This is a genomic window from Oscillibacter sp. (assembly GCF_040505565.1).
Classification (GTDB): domain Bacteria; phylum Bacillota; class Clostridia; order Oscillospirales; family Oscillospiraceae; genus Oscillibacter.
In genome coordinates, this window is the sequence record NZ_JBEUWZ010000011.1 from 20,715 (window position 1) to 37,020 (window position 16,306).

At 51.6% G+C, this 16,306-nt stretch carries 19 protein-coding genes and 2 pseudogenes; 15 read left to right on the top strand and 6 right to left on the bottom strand.

Annotated features, from left to right (window positions below):
• Positions 1-545: 545 nt before the first annotated feature.
• Positions 546-1,520, bottom strand: a complete 975-nt coding sequence (locus ABWQ15_RS05030; RefSeq protein WP_353907733.1) for an MFS transporter — start codon at positions 1,518-1,520, stop codon at positions 546-548.
• Between the two features lie 8 nt (positions 1,521-1,528).
• Positions 1,529-2,020: pseudogene (locus ABWQ15_RS05035) on the bottom strand (type IV secretory system conjugative DNA transfer family protein); the annotation flags it as partial.
• Here ABWQ15_RS05035 and ABWQ15_RS05040 point away from each other — a divergent pair.
• Positions 1,950-2,750, top strand: a pseudogene (locus ABWQ15_RS05040) (IS110 family transposase); the annotation flags it as partial. The pseudogenes ABWQ15_RS05035 and ABWQ15_RS05040 sit on opposite strands and share 71 nt — an antisense overlap.
• Before the next feature lie 106 nt (positions 2,751-2,856).
• Here the strand turns inward: ABWQ15_RS05040 and ABWQ15_RS05045 are convergent.
• A complete protein-coding gene (locus tag ABWQ15_RS05045; protein ID WP_275717871.1) occupies positions 2,857-3,297 on the bottom strand; it encodes a thiamine diphosphokinase in 441 nt (146 codons plus the stop codon).
• Between the two features lie 390 nt (positions 3,298-3,687).
• Here ABWQ15_RS05045 and ABWQ15_RS05050 point away from each other — a divergent pair, with 390 nt between their 5' ends.
• The 14 genes from ABWQ15_RS05050 (at position 3,688) to ABWQ15_RS05115 (ending at position 12,392) form a co-directional block, all read left to right on the top strand.
• Entirely contained in the window at positions 3,688-4,014 is a 327-nt protein-coding gene (locus ABWQ15_RS05050) for an ArsR/SmtB family transcription factor (RefSeq protein WP_275717870.1), read from the top strand.
• A gap of 84 nt (positions 4,015-4,098) precedes the next feature.
• Complete coding sequence (locus ABWQ15_RS05055) at positions 4,099-5,106, top strand: permease (protein WP_442868024.1); 1,008 nt, start codon at positions 4,099-4,101, stop codon at positions 5,104-5,106.
• Positions 5,107-5,119: 13 nt separating this feature from the next.
• The gene (locus ABWQ15_RS05060) at positions 5,120-5,881 is read left to right on the top strand and encodes a DUF2703 domain-containing protein (RefSeq protein WP_275717868.1); all 762 of its coding nucleotides are present in this window, start codon (positions 5,120-5,122) and stop codon (positions 5,879-5,881) included.
• Positions 5,882-5,916: 35 nt separating this feature from the next.
• Entirely contained in the window at positions 5,917-6,261 is a 345-nt protein-coding gene (locus ABWQ15_RS05065) for a thioredoxin family protein (protein ID WP_275717867.1), read from the top strand.
• A 21-nt stretch (positions 6,262-6,282) separates the two neighbouring features.
• The gene (locus ABWQ15_RS05070; protein WP_275717866.1) at positions 6,283-6,678 is read left to right on the top strand and encodes an arsenate reductase ArsC; all 396 of its coding nucleotides are present in this window, start codon (positions 6,283-6,285) and stop codon (positions 6,676-6,678) included.
• 462 nt (positions 6,679-7,140) lie between these two features.
• Positions 7,141-7,413, top strand: coding sequence for a DUF5320 domain-containing protein (locus tag ABWQ15_RS05075; protein ID WP_275717865.1), 273 nt, complete (start codon positions 7,141-7,143; stop codon positions 7,411-7,413).
• A gap of 60 nt (positions 7,414-7,473) precedes the next feature.
• Positions 7,474-7,878: a DUF134 domain-containing protein gene (locus ABWQ15_RS05080; RefSeq protein ID WP_353907718.1), complete on the top strand. Its 405-nt coding sequence runs from the start codon at positions 7,474-7,476 to the stop codon at positions 7,876-7,878.
• Entirely contained in the window at positions 7,853-8,218 is a 366-nt protein-coding gene (locus ABWQ15_RS05085) for a NifB/NifX family molybdenum-iron cluster-binding protein (RefSeq protein WP_353907719.1), read from the top strand. Before ABWQ15_RS05080 ends, ABWQ15_RS05085 begins: the two co-directional genes overlap by 26 nt.
• Positions 8,208-9,083, top strand: a complete 876-nt coding sequence (locus ABWQ15_RS05090) for a nucleotide-binding protein (protein WP_353907734.1) — start codon at positions 8,208-8,210, stop codon at positions 9,081-9,083. Before ABWQ15_RS05085 ends, ABWQ15_RS05090 begins: the two co-directional genes overlap by 11 nt.
• Positions 9,061-9,978, top strand: a complete 918-nt coding sequence (locus tag ABWQ15_RS05095; RefSeq protein ID WP_353907735.1) for an ATP-binding protein — start codon at positions 9,061-9,063, stop codon at positions 9,976-9,978. Before ABWQ15_RS05090 ends, ABWQ15_RS05095 begins: the two co-directional genes overlap by 23 nt.
• The gene (locus ABWQ15_RS05100; protein WP_353907736.1) at positions 9,935-10,765 is read left to right on the top strand and encodes an MBL fold metallo-hydrolase; all 831 of its coding nucleotides are present in this window, start codon (positions 9,935-9,937) and stop codon (positions 10,763-10,765) included. The genes ABWQ15_RS05095 and ABWQ15_RS05100 overlap by 44 nt, the downstream gene beginning before the upstream one ends.
• Positions 10,766-10,777: 12 nt before the next feature.
• Complete coding sequence (locus ABWQ15_RS05105) at positions 10,778-11,614, top strand: P-loop NTPase (protein ID WP_353907723.1); 837 nt, start codon at positions 10,778-10,780, stop codon at positions 11,612-11,614.
• A 24-nt stretch (positions 11,615-11,638) separates the two neighbouring features.
• Complete coding sequence (locus tag ABWQ15_RS05110) at positions 11,639-11,971, top strand: CGGC domain-containing protein (protein WP_275717858.1); 333 nt, start codon at positions 11,639-11,641, stop codon at positions 11,969-11,971.
• Positions 11,972-12,032: 61 nt separating this feature from the next.
• Positions 12,033-12,392 (top strand): NifB/NifX family molybdenum-iron cluster-binding protein, encoded by a 360-nt coding sequence (locus ABWQ15_RS05115; RefSeq protein ID WP_275717872.1) that lies wholly within the window; start codon positions 12,033-12,035, stop codon positions 12,390-12,392.
• A gap of 71 nt (positions 12,393-12,463) precedes the next feature.
• On the opposite strand, the gene ABWQ15_RS05120 is transcribed toward ABWQ15_RS05115, so the two are convergent.
• Genes ABWQ15_RS05120 through ABWQ15_RS05130 form a run of 3 tightly spaced genes read right to left on the bottom strand, consistent with a single transcriptional unit; the run spans position 12,464 to position 16,305 of the window.
• Positions 12,464-12,769, bottom strand: coding sequence for a hypothetical protein (locus ABWQ15_RS05120; protein ID WP_275717857.1), 306 nt, complete (start codon positions 12,767-12,769; stop codon positions 12,464-12,466).
• A gap of 21 nt (positions 12,770-12,790) precedes the next feature.
• Entirely contained in the window at positions 12,791-14,971 is a 2,181-nt protein-coding gene (locus ABWQ15_RS05125; protein WP_275717856.1) for a DEAD/DEAH box helicase, read from the bottom strand.
• Positions 14,968-16,305, bottom strand: coding sequence for an ATP-binding protein (locus ABWQ15_RS05130; RefSeq protein WP_353907737.1), 1,338 nt, complete (start codon positions 16,303-16,305; stop codon positions 14,968-14,970). Before ABWQ15_RS05130 ends, ABWQ15_RS05125 begins: the two co-directional genes overlap by 4 nt.
• Between the last annotated feature and the right edge of the window lies 1 nt (position 16,306).

The window sequence follows — 16,306 nt, forward strand, 5'->3', positions numbered from 1 at the left end:
ATGAAGAACAAGCGGCGGGGACCGGCAGCGTGGTATAGCTGCAAACAACAAAACAGGAGCGTATCTGTAAGCATGGCTGCCCACAGGTATGCTCCTGTAAATTATTTCATATTTTATCTGCTCTGATGGTTCGTGTTGCTGCCTGCGCTGTTCCCATGAAAAGCACAGGCTTTTTTTGACGAGCTACCGGTTAGAAAAGCGATGTGTAGCAGATTGTAGTCCGCTTCATCACGCTCGACCGCTGTTACCGAGCGGCCGCCTGAAGTTCAAGGCATGTTGAATGCGCATAGAAAAGCCCTCCAAACTGGTGAGCTTGGATGGTTAAGATATCGCCTTATTCAAGCATGGAAAACAGCCCAGCCAAACTCACGCTTTTTTTATTGGGACGGTAGCGCCTTTCTTTTTTTACTTGTTTACGAAAAGATCTGCCGCAAAAAGGGCAGGTCTGACACGCACTTCACGGCAACCAGACTGTCATTGTGTTTACATACCTTTGCTAATATTATCAAAGTAAAAATGAGATCACCGCCATAAGCGTCATCCAGTTATTTGCAATGTTTTACATATGAGAAGGAAGAGGGATGCTTTCTTCCCCAAACGACGTACAAAATAACTGACATAATGTTGGATAAAGAAAGAATAGCGAACATTTGATTATAGCCACAGTAGGTAATTAAGAACCCTGCAATACCGCCGCCTATGCCAATTCCAATATCATAAGCGCAGAGGAAGGTGGAGTTAGCTGAGCCGCGCCTCTCAGGAGGAGCAATGTGTACGGCCATAGACTGTAGTGCGGGTTCGAGCCCGCCGAAACCATAACCGGCCAATACGGCAGACAGGATAAAGGCGACGGTATTTGGATGAAAGGCCAGCAACAGAAAAGCGGCAAACATGGCGGCGTTACAAGAGTAGACGAAAAGGCCTTCCCCTTTCCGGTCCGCCACTTTTCCGACCGTGATACGTACCAGCAAAAGCATACAGGACATTATCGCAAAATAAATACCGCCGGTCGGGAGGCCGTTATCACGGGCATACTTGGCAAGAAAGTTCTCAAGTGCGCCAAAAGTGAGCAGAAATACCAGCATTACACTTGATGCCGGAAGCGCATCTTTGTCAATCAGTGCCTTGAAGCTCAAAGGCTTCTTTACAGCCTCGACTCGGGGTACCTTAAGAAGCAGAAATATGATTAGCGCAATAACCGCGGAACCTGCAGAGCAGAGAAACAGTGTGGTAAAACCCATATTGTCCATCAGATATAACCCCAAAGCAGGAGCGCAAGAGGTCGCCAGTGCCGTAGCCATGCCGAACATGCCCATGCCCTCGGCAAAGCGCTGTTTTGGAATGATATCGGTGGCAATGGTACTGGTGGATGTATTGGAGCAGGCTAAGGAGGCCCCGTGTACCATTCTGCAAACGAACGCGAGGAAGAGCACAGAAACACACATATATCCCACAGGCATAAGGATTAGTCCGCAGATACCGACAACCAAGATCGCTTTCCGTTTCCCGTTGTCCAGCATCCAACCGATATTTTGGGAATGGTCCCTATCTCATCAAGGTACATCATGACACGGTTGGGCAGTTTGCCGCCGTGTTCGTCGGCCACGGCAAGGATTTCGCGGTAGAGCTGCTGGACGATCAGGCTGATGATGAAGTATTTGGTGGAATCCTCTTCAGGCATCACCAAAAATATCGCGGACTTAGTGTTGCAGAACTTTTCCGCGTCGATCGCAGTGTCAAAACACAGGACCTGCTCCAGTTCGGAATCCAGGAATGCGTTGAGCCTGGAAAGTGCCGTGGAAAGGACGCTCTGCATCGCCATATCCGCGCTGTTGAGTGCCGCGCCCGCGAACCATTTTGTCTTGTGGTCGTCCGGAAGATGCGCCATCAGCAGCTGGAACAGAGTCCTGCCCTTCACGCCGCTCGGTGCGAGCAGGTCTTGAATCAGCTTGAAGACGGAGACGATATGGCGCTTCTCCGGAGGGCAGAATTCCGCGAGCAGAAGGATGACCGAGGTTAAGCTGAAATCCTCCATTGCCAGGCTGGTATGCATTCTGTTCCCAGAGTTGGAAAAGCTGGTGCCGTCACTCCATATGGCCTCTGTCTACGCTTTGTTGGCTGAGTTTCCGGGGGCCAAGCAGGTTGCCGAAGCGCACCTTACACGGTTGAAAGCTCTCCTGCTTGAAGCGTCCAAAGGGCGTTACAAGCGGGATGTAGCTGTGGAAATCCGTGAGGCTGCCAAAGCGTCGATTGGTTCCGTACTGCCGGCAAAGTCGCTGGAGCTTCGGCATACCATCCACCTCATTCGGGAACTGGACGCTGAGATTGAAGAAGTTGAAACCGCAATCCAGACCATTATGGATGAAATTTCCTCACCCATTGTCACCATACCCGGCATTGGTACTCAAATGGGGGCCATGATACTTGCCGAGGTGGGCGACTTCTCCCGTTTCGATTCCCCCGACAAAGTGCTGGCCTATGCCGGACTGTCGCCATCCACATACCAATCCGGGCAGCTCACAAACTGCTATGCCCATATGGAGAAGCGCGGCTCCAGGTACCTGCGATTTGCCATTTTCAATGCCACCAAGTATGTTTGCCACTGGGATCCGACCTTTGCTGCTTATCTCGCTAAAAAACGCGCCGAGGGCAAGCACTACAATGTTGCCATCTCTCACGCCGCCAAGAAACTGGTGCGGCTCATTTACGCCTTGGAGAAATCCGGAGAGCCTTACCATCTGGCAGCATAATTTTCTCTCAATAGCCTGCATGGCGGCTTGACGGACGTCTGCTTTGCTATATCCTTTTTGAACTATCTGGCCTTTTTGCATCCCTCCTCATTTTGGGACTTGACTTTTAATAGTTAGTCTTTATTTCGCGTGGAAACACAATAAGCAATGTGCCGGTTTCTACGGTGATTATGCTTTCTTTTCCGATAAACTCGTTACTCACGCCAATGGGGGAGGTGTTTGTCAAAGTAGCATTATCAAGCTCATATTTCAGCCCTTTGAGAAATACCCCCGTCGAATTTTCCGAATGTGAGAACACGGAAACGTAGCCGGTAGGGTGCTGGTGGAATTTCATGCTGCTATTCGTAATCGCGGTGATGATTCTGTCCTGATCAAATAGGAAGCCTTTCCTGTTGCTCTGCGCCAGATATGCCAGCAACTGCATATTGGCAACCGTATGCTCCAGCCTACCGCCCGTCCCGCAATAAATGTGGAAAATGCGGTAGCCCCTTTTAATCCCTTTACGCGCGGCGGCAAATGTATCCGTATCGTCTTTTTCAGTGTTCATGGTAATTACGTTTCCGCTGCGGATACTTCGCCATAGGGCCTGTCCTTCATTACGTAATTGTTGAAATCCAGAAATGAAGAACAAGCGGCGGAGCCCGACAGCGTGGTATAGCCGCAAACAATAAAACAGAATCGTACCTGTGAGCATGGTTGTCCACAGATATACCCCTGTAAATTATTTTATATTTTACCTGTAGTTGTAGTTGGCGTCGTTGCCCATAAGAAGCATAGGCCTTTTTGACGAACTACAGTAGAGAATACCTTGTGCATAATTGCTTACAAGTTTGTAAAAAGATGGTATTAATCAAAAAGGAACATCTTTATATTGACAAAACTTGATTTGACGCATATACTAATAACATATCAAATAATTTTGATATGAGGCGATAATTTGGCAACCATTTATGAAGAACAAGCAAAAGTGTTCAAAGCATTTTGCGACGAAAAACGCCTTAGAATACTTGAGCTTTTGCGCGAAGGGGAAAAATGCGCTTGCGTTCTGTTGGAACAGTTAGACTTGGGGCAGTCGGGGCTTTCCTATCACATGAAGATTCTGGTTGAATCGGGTATTGTGGAGAGTCGGCAGGAAGGCAAGTGGACGCATTACAAAATTAGTGAAAAAGGCAGCGCCTATGCCGGTACTCTACTCAAAAAACTGACAAAGCCGAACGCAGTTACAGAAGAAAAAATCTGTTGCGCATCGAAAAAGCCATCCTGACGATGGCTTTTTAAGAACTGAATACATCAAAATAATTTGATGTGATTGTCCTTTTATCGAAAGTGAGGTTTTTATCCAGTGCAAATGCTAAAAGCAATTTGGGATTTCTTCCAGTATCAGATCCTTGCCATGAAGTGGCTGGATGGGCTGATTGGAAGAGGCCTATCCGCTATTGGACTTGATACGTCGGCACGGCTGGGCGGGAGCATTGAATTTTTCTTGTACGATGTTATTAAAATTACGATACTTCTGTGCTCGCTGATTTTTCTCATCAGTTATATCCAAAGTTACTTCCCACCGGAGCGCAGTAAACGGATTCTCGGTCGTTTCCATGGTGTTTGGGCAAACTGCATTTCGGCGCTCCTTGGTACGGTAACACCATTCTGCTCTTGTTCCTCTATACCGCTGTTCATTGGGTTTACATCCGCAGGGCTTCCGGTTGGGGTAACGTTTTCGTTCCTGATATCTTCCCCAATGGTGGATCTCGGATCGCTGCTTCTGCTGATGAGCATTTTCGGCGCAAAGGTAGCAATTATTTATGTAATTGTTGGTCTAATCGTCGCAGTCGTCGGAGGCACGATTATTGAGAAGCTGCATATGGAACGGTATGTTGAGAGCTTTATCCTGTCAGCGGGCAGCGTGGACATTGAATCGCCGGACCTGACCAAAAAAGACCGGTTGGTTTATGCTAAGGAGCAGATGTTGTCCACCTTCAAAAAGGTGTTTCCCTATATTTTAATAGGCGTGGGCATCGGTGCAATTATCCACAACTGGATTCCTGAAGAATGGGTTTCACTTGTTCTGGGAAGCAAAAATCCCTTTGGCGTTGTTCTGGCAACCCTGATCGGTGTTCCAATGTACGCCGACATCTTTGGCACCATTCCGATTGCGGAGGCACTGTTATACAAAGGGGCGCAGCTTGGCACGATACTTTCATTTATGATGGCCGTTACCACGCTGTCACTGCCGTCCATGATCATGCTCCGCAAAGCAGTCAAGCCGAAGCTGCTGGCGCTGTTCATCGGTATCTGTACCATAGGCATTATTCTTGTAGGCTACTTCTTTAACACGATTCAGGCATTTATCATATAGGGAGGAAAGTATTATGGCAAAGACATGGTATCCAGTTATTGATTATCTCACCTGCGCGGAGTGCGGCACCTGTAGTGCAACGTGTCCTCACGGTGTCTATGATCCCTCAAAGGCTCCGTCACCCGTCATAAAAAATCCGGAGGCCTGCATTGACCATTGTCACGGCTGCGGGAACAGCTGTCCGGTTGGTGCGATTACCTTTGTTGGCGACGATACCGGCTGGACACCGCCGAACGGCGCACAGGAATCTGAGGGAGACGGCTGTTCCTGCGGATGCGACACATCTTCTGAAAAGAAGATTGTCGTTGAGTATCTCTATCTTGATTTGCATACCTGTAACCGCTGCATCGGAACGGACACTGTGCTTGATGAAGTAATGGAGACGCTTACCCCCGCGCTGCGGCTTGCCGGTTTTGATATTGAGTATAACAAGATCGAGATGAAGACGGCGGAGTTTGCCGAACGGTTTAGGTTTCTTTCCTCTCCGACGATCCGTGTAAACGGTCAGGATATTTGCGGGTTTGTGAAAGAGAACAGTTGCGGATGCTGCAGCGAAATCAGCGGAACTGATGTTGACTGCCGAATATTTGAATACAATAGGGAAAGTTATGAAGTGCCTCCCAAAGAGATGCTTGCCGAGGCAATTCTGAAAACCATATTTGGAACAACAGGTGATTGTTCCTGCGGCGACTATAAACTGCCGGACAATCTGAAAACTTTTTATGAGGGGAAAGCCAGTAAATCAGCATGTTCCTGCGGGAGCAATTGCTGCTAACCAGTAACATCAATTGATAAAGGAGCGTAATGAATATGTCACTGTTTGGAAAGAAAAAGGAAGAAACGTCCTCTTGCTGCTGCGGAGGAAACTGCGATGCGGAAAGCATGACAAAGGCTGAAAACGCTAAAACCGAGGGTGCGAGCGTGAAGGTACTTGGAAGCGGATGCGCAAAATGCAACCAGCTTGAAGCGGCTACCAAAGCAGCGCTGGAGCAACTCGGCATGGATACGACGATTGACCATGTGACCGATTTCTCACAGATCGCAGCCTATGGCGTAATGTCAACACCCGCCCTTGTGATAGACGAAAAGGTAGTTTCTTACGGCAAGGTATTAAAGACCGAGGAAGTTGTGAAGATTCTGCAAAAAGTCAGATGAATTTTAGTAGGACGGTTTTAGATGAGTAAATCAAAGGTAGCCTTTATCTGCGTCCATAACTCTTGTCGAAGTCAGATCGCCGAGGCACTGGGAAAGCACCTTGCCGCCGATATCTTTGAAAGCTATTCCGCTGGCACGGAACTTAAAGACCGCATAAACCCCGATGCGGTTCGCCTTATGAAGCAACTCTATGGAATTGATATGGAACAAAATCAGCGTCCGAAGCTGCTTAAGGCACTCCCTCCCGTGGATGTGGTTGTTACAATGGGCTGCAGTGTGGAATGTCCGTATCTGCCGTGTAAGCGCCGTGAGGATTGGGGACTGCCCGATCCGACAGGGAAAAGTGATGAAGAATTTCTTTCTGAAATTCAGTCAATTGAAACTAAGATTTTGAAATTAGCCGAATCGTTAGAATAGAGATAGAATTAGAAGGTCGACAGCTTATAAAGAACTGTCGACCTTTTGATTGTGGCTTCAGCGCATAAAACCACCTGCTTTGCTGGTGAAACCAAACGCTTACAGTATTTTCGTTATTTCGTATCGAAACGGAGAAACTGACAATCACATTACTTGCGTAGGAATAGGACTCGCGAAGGTTGCCCGTTAATCGGCTGTAAGACGTGTAATGAGGTTGACAGTCGTTCGACGTCTTGAGACGATGCTAGTACTATGCCTTTTCAGGGCTTGTGCATACCACGCATCATGGTTTTTACTGTTATTCTTTCTACACTTCTCCATGTAAGCGTAATGTGCATTGCATGAATTCTGAATTCTGCCGCCCGCTTCAAAATTTTCGTCCTTATTGTTGACATATGCCCGAAACTGGTTATAATAGTTTTGTAAGCGACATATGTCCGAAACTATAAGGAGGTGAACAAAATGCCAGGAAGAAACGGAACCGGCCCTATGGGTGCCGGCGCAATGACCGGAAGGGGCCTTGGCCTCTGCTCCGGGGCTGGAAATCTCGCCCGAGGTGCCAGACTTGGTCTTGGACTCGGTATGGCCTGCAGGAGAGGCTTTGGCCGCGGCTTTCGGATGTTTTCTGCCGATGAGGAAATGACGGCGAATCATCGCAAAGAACTTCTTCAGTTGCAGAAGAACACGCTAAAGAACCGTCTTGCGGACATTGACAGGCAGCTGGAAAGTCTGTAAGGCAAGCAGAAACAACCGGGGGACGCTCCGGTCATTTCTGCTTTGAAACGAGGTGAAACGATGCCAAGACCAAGAAAGTGGAGAAAGGTCTGCTGCCTCCCTGAAAGCAGCCGGTTTGGTCCGTTGGACGTTCCGTCGAACGATACCGTTATTATGACGGTCGATGAATTTGAGTCTATACGGCTGATTGATGTGGACGGATTTACGCAGGAGCAATGCGCGGTGCAGATGGATATTTCCCGCACCACGGTGCAGGGAATTTACGACAGCGCTCGAAAAAAGCTGGCGCAATCGCTGGTGAACGGCAAGGTGCTGTTGATCGAGGGCGGCGAATATCGCCTTTGCGATGGGCAGGGGCACGGCTGCGGCGGAGCCGGATGCCGTCGTCACCGGTGCGGCAGGCACTTTGAAAATATGGAAAACGAAACGGAGGACACTCATGAAAATCACGATTCCCATGAATGAGCAGAAGCTGGAATCCGGTGTATGTCCGTCTTTTGGACGCGCGCCGTATTTCCTGCTCTATGATACAAATACGAATGAGAGCAAATGGCTCCCCAACAGCGCGGCGGAAAGCTCCGGCGGGGCGGGGATTGCTGCGGCTCAGCTTCTGGCGGACAGCGGCGCGGATACTTTAATCACGCCCCGGTGCGGGGAAAACGCGGAAAAGGTACTAAGCAGCGCAAATATAAAAGTTTACCGCTCCGTGGACGGAACGGCGAAGAAAAATATTGATGCACTGATTGAGGGAAAGCTTTCGCCGCTTTCGGAGTTCCACGCGGGCTTTCACGGTCATGGCGGATAAGCCTCTGACCGTCGCGGTGCTCAGCGGTAAGGGCGGCACGGGAAAAACGCTGGTGTCGGTCAACCTCGCGGCGGCGGCCGGTGAAGCGGTGTATCTAGACTGCGACGTGGAAGAACCCAACGGCCATCTGTTTTTTAAGCCCGAGAAGCCGGGGGAAGAAACTGTTGCGGTCAAAATCCCCCAAATTGATACGGACCTTTGCACCGGCTGCCGGAAATGCGTGGAGTTCTGCGCGTTTCACGCGCTGGCCTTTGCAGACAATCATCCGATGCTGTTTGACGAGGTATGCCATTCCTGCGGCGGGTGCGCCCTGCTCTGTCCCGCCGGGGCGATCCGGGAGATGGACAAGGCGGTGGGAACGGTTTCCTCTGGCAGATCGGGCCATGTAGACGTGTTTACCGGGCGGCTGAACATTGGGGAAGCCTCCGGCATTCCGGTAATTAAGCGCCTGCTGGGGAAAATTCCAAGCGGCGGAGAAAGCCCTGTTTTCATCGACTGCCCGCCCGGCAGCGCCTGCGCCGTGATGGAGAGTATCCGAGATGCGGACTTCTGTGTTCTGGTGGCGGAGCCAACCGTGTTCGGCGCGCACAATCTGGCGATGGTTTATGAGCTGGTGACGTTGTTTCATAAGCCCTTCGGTGCGGTGCTGAACAAATGTCAGGAAGGCGAAAATCCTTCGGAGGCATTCTGTCTGGAGCATCAAGTTCCCATTCTCGGTCGCATCCCGTTTGATCCCGAGCTGGGCGCGCTGAACTCGGAAGGAAACATTGCCGCGCGGGAAAACCAACGGTACCGGGAACTCTTTGGCTCCCTGCTTGAGCGGATCGGAAAGGAGGCACAGCATGAAGCAGCTTCTGATTCTTAGCGGTAAGGGCGGCACGGGGAAAACCACCGTCGCCGGGGCATTTATTTCTCTTTCAAAGGCAAAAGCCTATGCCGACTGCGATGTGGACGCGCCGAACCTGCATCTGATTTCCCATTGGAGCAGTGCCCCCCAGCGATCCGACTACTTTGGAATGCCCAAAGCCCGTATTAATACCGCCAAATGTATCGGCTGCGGCGAGTGCCTTTCACATTGCCGTTTTGACGCGATCAAAGCCGGAACCCCGTTTCGGGTGAAACCCTTTGCTTGCGAGGGCTGCGGGGTCTGCGCGGCGGTCTGTCCGGCAGGCGCTGTTTTCATGGAGCCTGCCATAGCGGGAGAACTGGCACTGTACAGGGGTGATATGCATGTTTTCTCTACGGCAAAGCTAAGTATGGGCAGCGGCACCTCGGGAAAGCTGGTAACTGAGGTGAAGCGCCGGATGGGTTCTGCCGCCGAAGACGTGGAGCTGGCGGTGATCGACGGTTCCCCCGGCATCGGCTGCCCGGTGATCGCCTCCATCAGCGGCGTAGACATGGTGCTGATCGTGGCGGAGCCGTCCCTCTCCGGCATCAGTGATATGGAGCGCATTGTGAAAACGGCGGAGTCCTTTCACGTAATAACAGCGGTGTGCGTCAACAAGGCCGATGTCAATCCTGCTAAAACGGAGGAGATACTCTCATTTTGCCGGGCAAGGGGGATTCCCTTTGCCGGGGTAATCCCCTTTGACGCAGAGGCGGTGAAAGCGATTAACAGCGGCAAAAGCATCGCGGAGCTGGACATTCCCTCCGGCCGGGCGGTAAGAAAGGTCTATGAAAATGTGATGGAACTGCTTTGGAAGGAGGCGAAACAGCATGATCATAAAAGTGCTGTCGGAGAACACGGCGGCATCGGATGAATTCGGATGTGAGCATGGCTTGAGTCTGTATGTGGAAACGGGAAAGCACCGTCTGCTGTTTGATACCGGAGCCAGTGGCCTGTTTGCGGAAAATGCTGCCCGGCTGGGCGTGAAGCTTTCGGTGGTGGACACTGCCGTTTTATCCCACGGGCACTATGACCACGGCGGGGGGCTGAAAACCTTTTTGGATAAAAACAGCCGTGCCAAGGTGTACGTACGGGAACAGGCCTTTGAGCCGCATTATGCTGACCGACCGGACGGAAACAAGGCATATATCGGCCTTGACACGACGCTCCTGCCCAATGAACGTTTCGTGTTCTGCGGGCAGCGTCAGAAGATCGACGAGGAATTGGAGCTGTTCTCGGTGGTTCGGGAGGTAACGCCCGCCCCCTCCGGCAATGCGGAGCTGTACCGGAAAGCGGGTGAAGCATTTTTGCCGGACGATTTTTCCCATGAACACAATCTCGTGATCTGGCAAAACGGGCGCGCGCTTCTGATTGCAGGATGCGCCCATCGTGGGATTCTCAATATTGTCCGGCAGTTTGAATCGGATCACGGGCGCTTTCCCGACATTGTGGTCGGCGGTTTTCATCTTCACAGCCGCGGTTCCGGGAAAAGCGAAGCACCGGAGTCTGTGGACGCATTGGCGCGGGAGCTTCTGCAAACCGGCGCGCGGTACTACACCTGTCACTGTACCGGTCGGGAGGCTTATCTGCGGCTAAAGGCTGTGATGGGGAATCAGATCGGCTACTTATCGGCAGGAAGCCGATTGGAAATTAATCTGTAAGAGGTGAAGAATATGAGTGAAAATTGTGACAACAACTGCGGAAACTGCGGCGAGGACTGCGCTGACCGCAAGGAAGAAAAGCATGATTTTCGGGCGGCGCTTAATGAGCTGAGCCATGTCGAAAAAGTAATCGGCATTGTCAGCGGAAAGGGCGGCGTCGGAAAATCCTCGGTCAGCGCGATGCTGGCGGTCACCATGCAGCGGCTGGGATACCGGGTAGGCGTACTGGACGCGGACGTGACAGGGCCGTCTATTCCCAAAGCCTTTGGCATCCGTGGAAAAGCCGAGGGAAGCGATTTAGGGCTGTACCCCAGGCAGAGCAAAACCGGCATTGCAATTATGTCCGTCAATCTGCTTTTGGATAACGACACCGATCCGGTAATCTGGCGCGGCCCGATTCTCGGCAATACCGTGAAACAGTTCTGGACAGATGTGATTTGGGGCGATTTGGATTTTCTCTTTATTGATATGCCGCCCGGAACCGGCGACGTTCCCCTGACGGTTTTCCAGTCCATCCCCGTGGACGGCATTGTTATCGTAACCTCGCCGCAGGAGCTGGTGTCCATGATCGTCTCCAAAGCGCTGAAAATGGCGGAGATGATGAAAATTCCCGTGCTGGGGCTGGTAGAAAACATGTCCTATTTCCGGTGCCCGGATAACGGAAAGGACTACCATATTTTCGGTGAAAGTCATGTTGACGAGATTGCCGAAAAGCACAGCCTGAAAGTGCTGGCAAAGCTGCCAATCGACCCGAAAATCTCTGCCGCCTGTGACGCCGGAATGATCGAGCTGTTTGACGGAAGCTGGTTTGACGCCGCTGGCGAGCTGCTGGCCAGTATTTTAAAATGAGCCGTTTGAGAAAGGAGGTATCGTATGAAACTTGGAATCATCAGATGCATGCAAACTGAGGACTTTTGCCCCGGAACGACAGATTTTAAGTTTATTCGGGAAAAGAAAGGTGCATTTGAGAACACAGAAGAGGAACTTGAAATCATCGGCTTTATCAATTGTGGAGGATGTCCCGGAAAAAAAGCCGTTTTACGTGCACGGGAACTCGTAAAACGGGGTGCCGATACAATTGTGTTTGCCTCATGCATTCAGCGCGGCAACCCAATTGGCTATCCCTGCCCTTTCGCAAAAAAGATGAAAGATCTGATCCAAAAAGATCTACCTGAATCTATAAGGTATTTCGATTATACCCATTAGTATTTACAGAAGCGTTAAGACTTTACAATTATCTAAATTAAATGAATCGGAGGAAAAAATGATGATGAGAATTGCGGTTGCCGCCGAAGGCAAAAATGTGACGGAGCATTTCGGTCACTGTGTCAATTTTATGCTATATGATGTGGAAAACAACAAGATTACAAAAGAGGAATCCGTGGACAATCCCGGCCACAAGCCCGGTTTTCTGCCCAACTTCCTTGCAGATAAGGGCGTGAGGGTCATTATCAGCGGCGGTATGGGACAGGGTGCGGTGGATATTTTCAACGAGCGGGATGTCGAGGTTGTCACCGGCGCTTCCGGGGACGCGAGGACGGCGGCGGAGCGCTACCTGAAGGGTGATCTGAAATCCACCGGCAGCGTATGCCATGAACACCAGCACCATGACGAGTGCGGCGAGTAAAAAGCCATAATCAATTTCTTGTAAAAAGGGAAGCAGCACACAATGGTACTGCTTCCCTTTTTGCCTGTACGTCAATTCCCGCCGTTCGCATTTTCGCTATCGGCAGAATTGTTGATCTGACCTTCCAATTTATAAAGATCAGTACGTGCGAAACTGCTCAATCTTTCCTTGTCAGCCACTTTCCCGGACGCGCGTTTTGTCGACGCGATCAAGTCGCCCAAAACACAATTTACGTATCCACCATATCCGTCGGAGGAACGTAAAAACTCCAGCCGCTTTGTATATTGTTCCGCCTGCTTTTTTGTGTCAGCGCTTAAGGCGCATTCCACCAGGCGTGAAACTTCATCATAGGTATTCTGAGTAATTGCCGATTTCATATTGTTTTTATCACCTCGGTACTAACTGTCGGTTTTCACATCTTTTAAAACATCAATTGCCGACTCCAGATCCAGCTCATTATGCAAAAAAGCGCTGCGAAGCAGTTCTCCCGGAATCATGGCGTCGTATTTATCTACCTGTGGGATTTGATTCTCCGGCAAAACCATGTCCGGGTCGTCCATGTCAATGGACAGCTCCGCCATTCTCCGGAACAGTTCGGTCCCTGAAAAGCCGCTGGTGATCTGCAGGTAATGGTCGCCCCCAAAAACGGAGTAGATCTGAAGCGGCTCCTTGAGTCCGCAGTTGAGCAGGCACTTGATGGTTTTCATTGTCATTGAGCCTACCCATGGGCAGAAATAGAAGGAGTTTTCCCCGCACGGGAGAATGCTGCTTTCCAGCATCCCGGACTCTCTTGCCATAGAGCGGGCAGCTTCCAAAACCTTTTGCGCCCTGGGTGTCAGGTACGGATAGCAGACGTCTTCTTCCAAAACTTTTTTCATTCTCTGAACGATCTTGGTGTGGATATGCCCTCCGCTTCCGTTCCAGCTGGGAATCCGGTTATTTCTCACCGGGGTGACATATACGATTTTCCGCTCCATATCGACATCAAGCGTTTTCCAAGTTCGTCCGGCCAAAACGAAAACCTCTCCCGCTGTCGGGCAGCTGTCCAGAGTGCCGATTTCTCCTTCCTTGCTTTGCACATGGTAAGCCTGTTCATCCTGAAAAACAGCGTAGAATGAATAATGGTTGGTAATCCGCTCGCCACGGATACCTACGATAATTGCCCCGTTTTCCACACGCTGCAGGTAATCCTCAGCAATCATATAGCGAAGAATCAGCCTGTATTCCTCCTGGGTGATCGTCTTCTGGAAGGCGGGAAGAAGCAGGACGCGCCGGGCTAGTTCCGGCGGACTGAGCTCTCCGTAGGTCATCAGGGTGCTCAGCGTCTGATGCGCAAGAAGGCTGAACGGCTTTGGCTTCAGGGTGAACGGCTCCACCCAGCTTTCCTCAAGGTAAAGCTGGATGATGGCAATCGCCCGCAGAAGCGTCCATGGCAGCTGTTCAAAAATATTCCGTTCCGACGGTTCCAGCAGTTCCAGAAACATCATCTGCGACTTTCCGCTGCGCCGTCCGGAACGTCCCAGACGCTGGACAAAGCTGGTGCAGGAGTAAGGCGCGCCGATCTGTATGGTGGAATCCAAATCTCCGATGTCGATACCCAACTCCAGCGTCAGCGTGGCGGCGGCGACGGTCGGGCCCTCCCGGTCACGCAGGGCGGCTTCCGCTTCCTGCCGCAGCGCGGCGGAAACGCTGCCGTGATGCACAAAGAAAACGTCTTTTTTATGCTTTTTGCGCGCAATCTCCTTCATGTCGGCGATGACCTTTTCGGCGCTGCCCCTACTGTTCGTGAAAATCAGGCACTTTTTGTCATGGCAGTTATCATAGAGAAAAGAATTGTATTCCTCCATGACCTTTTCCGCTTCTTCCGGGTCGTGAGGCAAGAGGAAGCTATCGGCACAGAGGGAGATCGTGCGTCCATGATGTTTGATACCAACGGCTTGCGCATGGCGGTTCGTCCCAGCCGCCAGATACCGGAGCGCGGGTTCATAGTCGTTCAGCGTGGCGGACAGGCCGATGCGTCTCGGGTGGCAGCCCGCGATTTTCTCCAGTCTGGCCAGCAGACACAGCACCTGCAGTCCGCGATCCGTTCCCATAAAGGCGTGAATCTCATCGATGACAACAAAGCGCAGGTCCCCAAAAAGGCGGGCCGTCTCTGCCGGACGAAGCATAAGCAGGGCTTCCAGCGATTCCGGCGTAATCTGCAAGACGCCCTGTGCCTCTTTCAGTGCGCGCTGCTTCATGGACTGCGAAACATCCCCGTGCCACGGCCAGACCGGGATACCGCTGTCCTCCAATAGACCGCTCAGCCGCTCGAACTGGTCATTGATCAGGGCTTTCAGCGGCCCAATATACAAAACGCCAACGGAGTTCGACGGGTGATGGTACAGAGTGGTCAGGATGGGGAAAAAAGCAGCTTCCGTCTTGCCCGACGCCGTGCCGGAAGCAATAATAACGTGATCGTCCGTGTCAAGAATCGCGGAGCAGGCCTCCGTCTGTACCTCGCGCAGGTCCGTCCAGCGTTTCCGGTAGATGTATTCCTGAATAAACGGCGCGTAGCGCTCGAACGCGGTCCCGCTCATATGTCAAATTCCGCAAAAAGCTTGTCCTCTTTGTCCGGCACTTCTTCCGGGTTCTGCTCGGCGCTCTGGACGGAAAAGCCCTTCTCATTCACCAATGTATCGAAGCTCAGCTCCGGATTCTGATGGAGGATATTCAAAAGGCCGAGAAAGTCCCTTGTCACCTCACGGGGCGTCAGGAGCTGATCCGCTCCCATACGGGAAACGACCGCATTCAGAAACGTGGTAAGCTCCCGCTGCCCAAGCGGGCAGGTATAATTGTAATGGCAGCTGTGAAGCTCGCAAAGGCGTTCCAGCAGAAGATAGATTTCCTCGGGGGTCAGCTGGTTGAGCTTGATCACCGGTCCGGAATAATCGGTATAGCCGCTTGCACTGAACTGATTGTCCGCCAGGCGGGAACGCAGTGCTTCATAATTGAACAAGCCTCTGCGTTCGTCATAGACAAACTGCGGCGTTCCGCTCATGAAAACGCCAATGTACCGAGCTTTGCCTTGCATGGTGTCGTTGAAGATCGTCAGGATCTTTTCATAGTTGCTGTCTCTGGCCTGCTTATTGGTAATCTTATAGAGGTTGACGCCCTCGTCCAGAAAGACGAGCAGTCCCTGATAGCCCGCCTTTACCGCGAACAGTGCGAACAGCTTCAGAAAATCATACCAGCTCTGGTCGTCGATGATGCAGTCCACCGAAAGGTTCTGCCGCGCTTCCGTTTTTGTTGTGTACTCGCCTCTCAGCCAGCGGAGCGCCGACTGCTTCTGTTCCTCCTGCCCGGTTTTCATTGCGCGCCAGTAGGCTTCGATCACCGTGGAAAAAGCAAAGCCATAGGCCATTTCGGAAAGCTCCGCCATGACCGCCGCGATTTTGCCGCTGACGGCGTCAACCATTCCCGGATCGCCGGGATGCAAGCCGCTTTCCTGAATGACGGCCGCCTGCAGGGAACTGATCCATTTCTGCAGAATCGCCTCCAGCGCCCCGCCCTCCGGTCGTGTCAGAATCGAAAGATGCTGCATCAGCTCACGATAGGTTGCCAGGCCCTGTCCCTTCGTGCCGGTCAGCCTGCGTTCAGGGGAAAGATCCGCATCCGCGACAACGAAATTCCGTTCCATGGCATTATTTCGGATCATCTGAAGCAGAAAGCTTTTGCCGCTGCCGTACTGGCCAGTCACAAGGCGGAAAGACGCGCCTCCGTCTTCAATTGTGGATAAATCCTGTAAAAAAGCGCCTACCTCTTTCTGCCGTCCGACAGCGATGTGCCGAAGCCCGACGCGCGGCACGACTCCGGCAATCAGAGAATTGAGAAGCGCGCCGGATTCCCGGCGGCTGATCTTTACGGTCTGCATG

Bases quoted from the DNA above. Each gene is read 5' to 3' on its own strand.
- ABWQ15_RS05030 (WP_353907733.1), bottom strand. From the start codon at position 1,520: ATGCTGGACAACGGGAAACGGAAAGCGATCTTGGTTGTCGGTATCTGC.
- ABWQ15_RS05045 (WP_275717871.1), bottom strand. From the start codon at position 3,297: ATGAACACTGAAAAAGACGATACGGATACATTTGCCGCCGCGCGTAAA.
- ABWQ15_RS05055 (WP_442868024.1), top strand. From the start codon at position 4,099: ATGCTAAAAGCAATTTGGGATTTCTTCCAGTATCAGATCCTTGCCATG.
- ABWQ15_RS05060 (WP_275717868.1), top strand. From the start codon at position 5,120: ATGGCAAAGACATGGTATCCAGTTATTGATTATCTCACCTGCGCGGAG.
- ABWQ15_RS05065 (WP_275717867.1), top strand. From the start codon at position 5,917: ATGTCACTGTTTGGAAAGAAAAAGGAAGAAACGTCCTCTTGCTGCTGC.
- ABWQ15_RS05070 (WP_275717866.1), top strand. From the start codon at position 6,283: ATGAGTAAATCAAAGGTAGCCTTTATCTGCGTCCATAACTCTTGTCGA.
- ABWQ15_RS05075 (WP_275717865.1), top strand. From the start codon at position 7,141: ATGCCAGGAAGAAACGGAACCGGCCCTATGGGTGCCGGCGCAATGACC.
- ABWQ15_RS05080 (WP_353907718.1), top strand. From the start codon at position 7,474: ATGCCAAGACCAAGAAAGTGGAGAAAGGTCTGCTGCCTCCCTGAAAGC.
- ABWQ15_RS05085 (WP_353907719.1), top strand. From the start codon at position 7,853: ATGAAAATCACGATTCCCATGAATGAGCAGAAGCTGGAATCCGGTGTA.
- ABWQ15_RS05090 (WP_353907734.1), top strand. From the start codon at position 8,208: ATGGCGGATAAGCCTCTGACCGTCGCGGTGCTCAGCGGTAAGGGCGGC.
- ABWQ15_RS05095 (WP_353907735.1), top strand. From the start codon at position 9,061: ATGAAGCAGCTTCTGATTCTTAGCGGTAAGGGCGGCACGGGGAAAACC.
- ABWQ15_RS05100 (WP_353907736.1), top strand. From the start codon at position 9,935: ATGATCATAAAAGTGCTGTCGGAGAACACGGCGGCATCGGATGAATTC.
- ABWQ15_RS05105 (WP_353907723.1), top strand. From the start codon at position 10,778: ATGAGTGAAAATTGTGACAACAACTGCGGAAACTGCGGCGAGGACTGC.
- ABWQ15_RS05110 (WP_275717858.1), top strand. From the start codon at position 11,639: ATGAAACTTGGAATCATCAGATGCATGCAAACTGAGGACTTTTGCCCC.
- ABWQ15_RS05115 (WP_275717872.1), top strand. From the start codon at position 12,033: ATGATGAGAATTGCGGTTGCCGCCGAAGGCAAAAATGTGACGGAGCAT.
- ABWQ15_RS05120 (WP_275717857.1), bottom strand. From the start codon at position 12,769: ATGAAATCGGCAATTACTCAGAATACCTATGATGAAGTTTCACGCCTG.
- ABWQ15_RS05125 (WP_275717856.1), bottom strand. From the start codon at position 14,971: ATGAGCGGGACCGCGTTCGAGCGCTACGCGCCGTTTATTCAGGAATAC.
- ABWQ15_RS05130 (WP_353907737.1), bottom strand. From the start codon at position 16,305: ATGCAGACCGTAAAGATCAGCCGCCGGGAATCCGGCGCGCTTCTCAAT.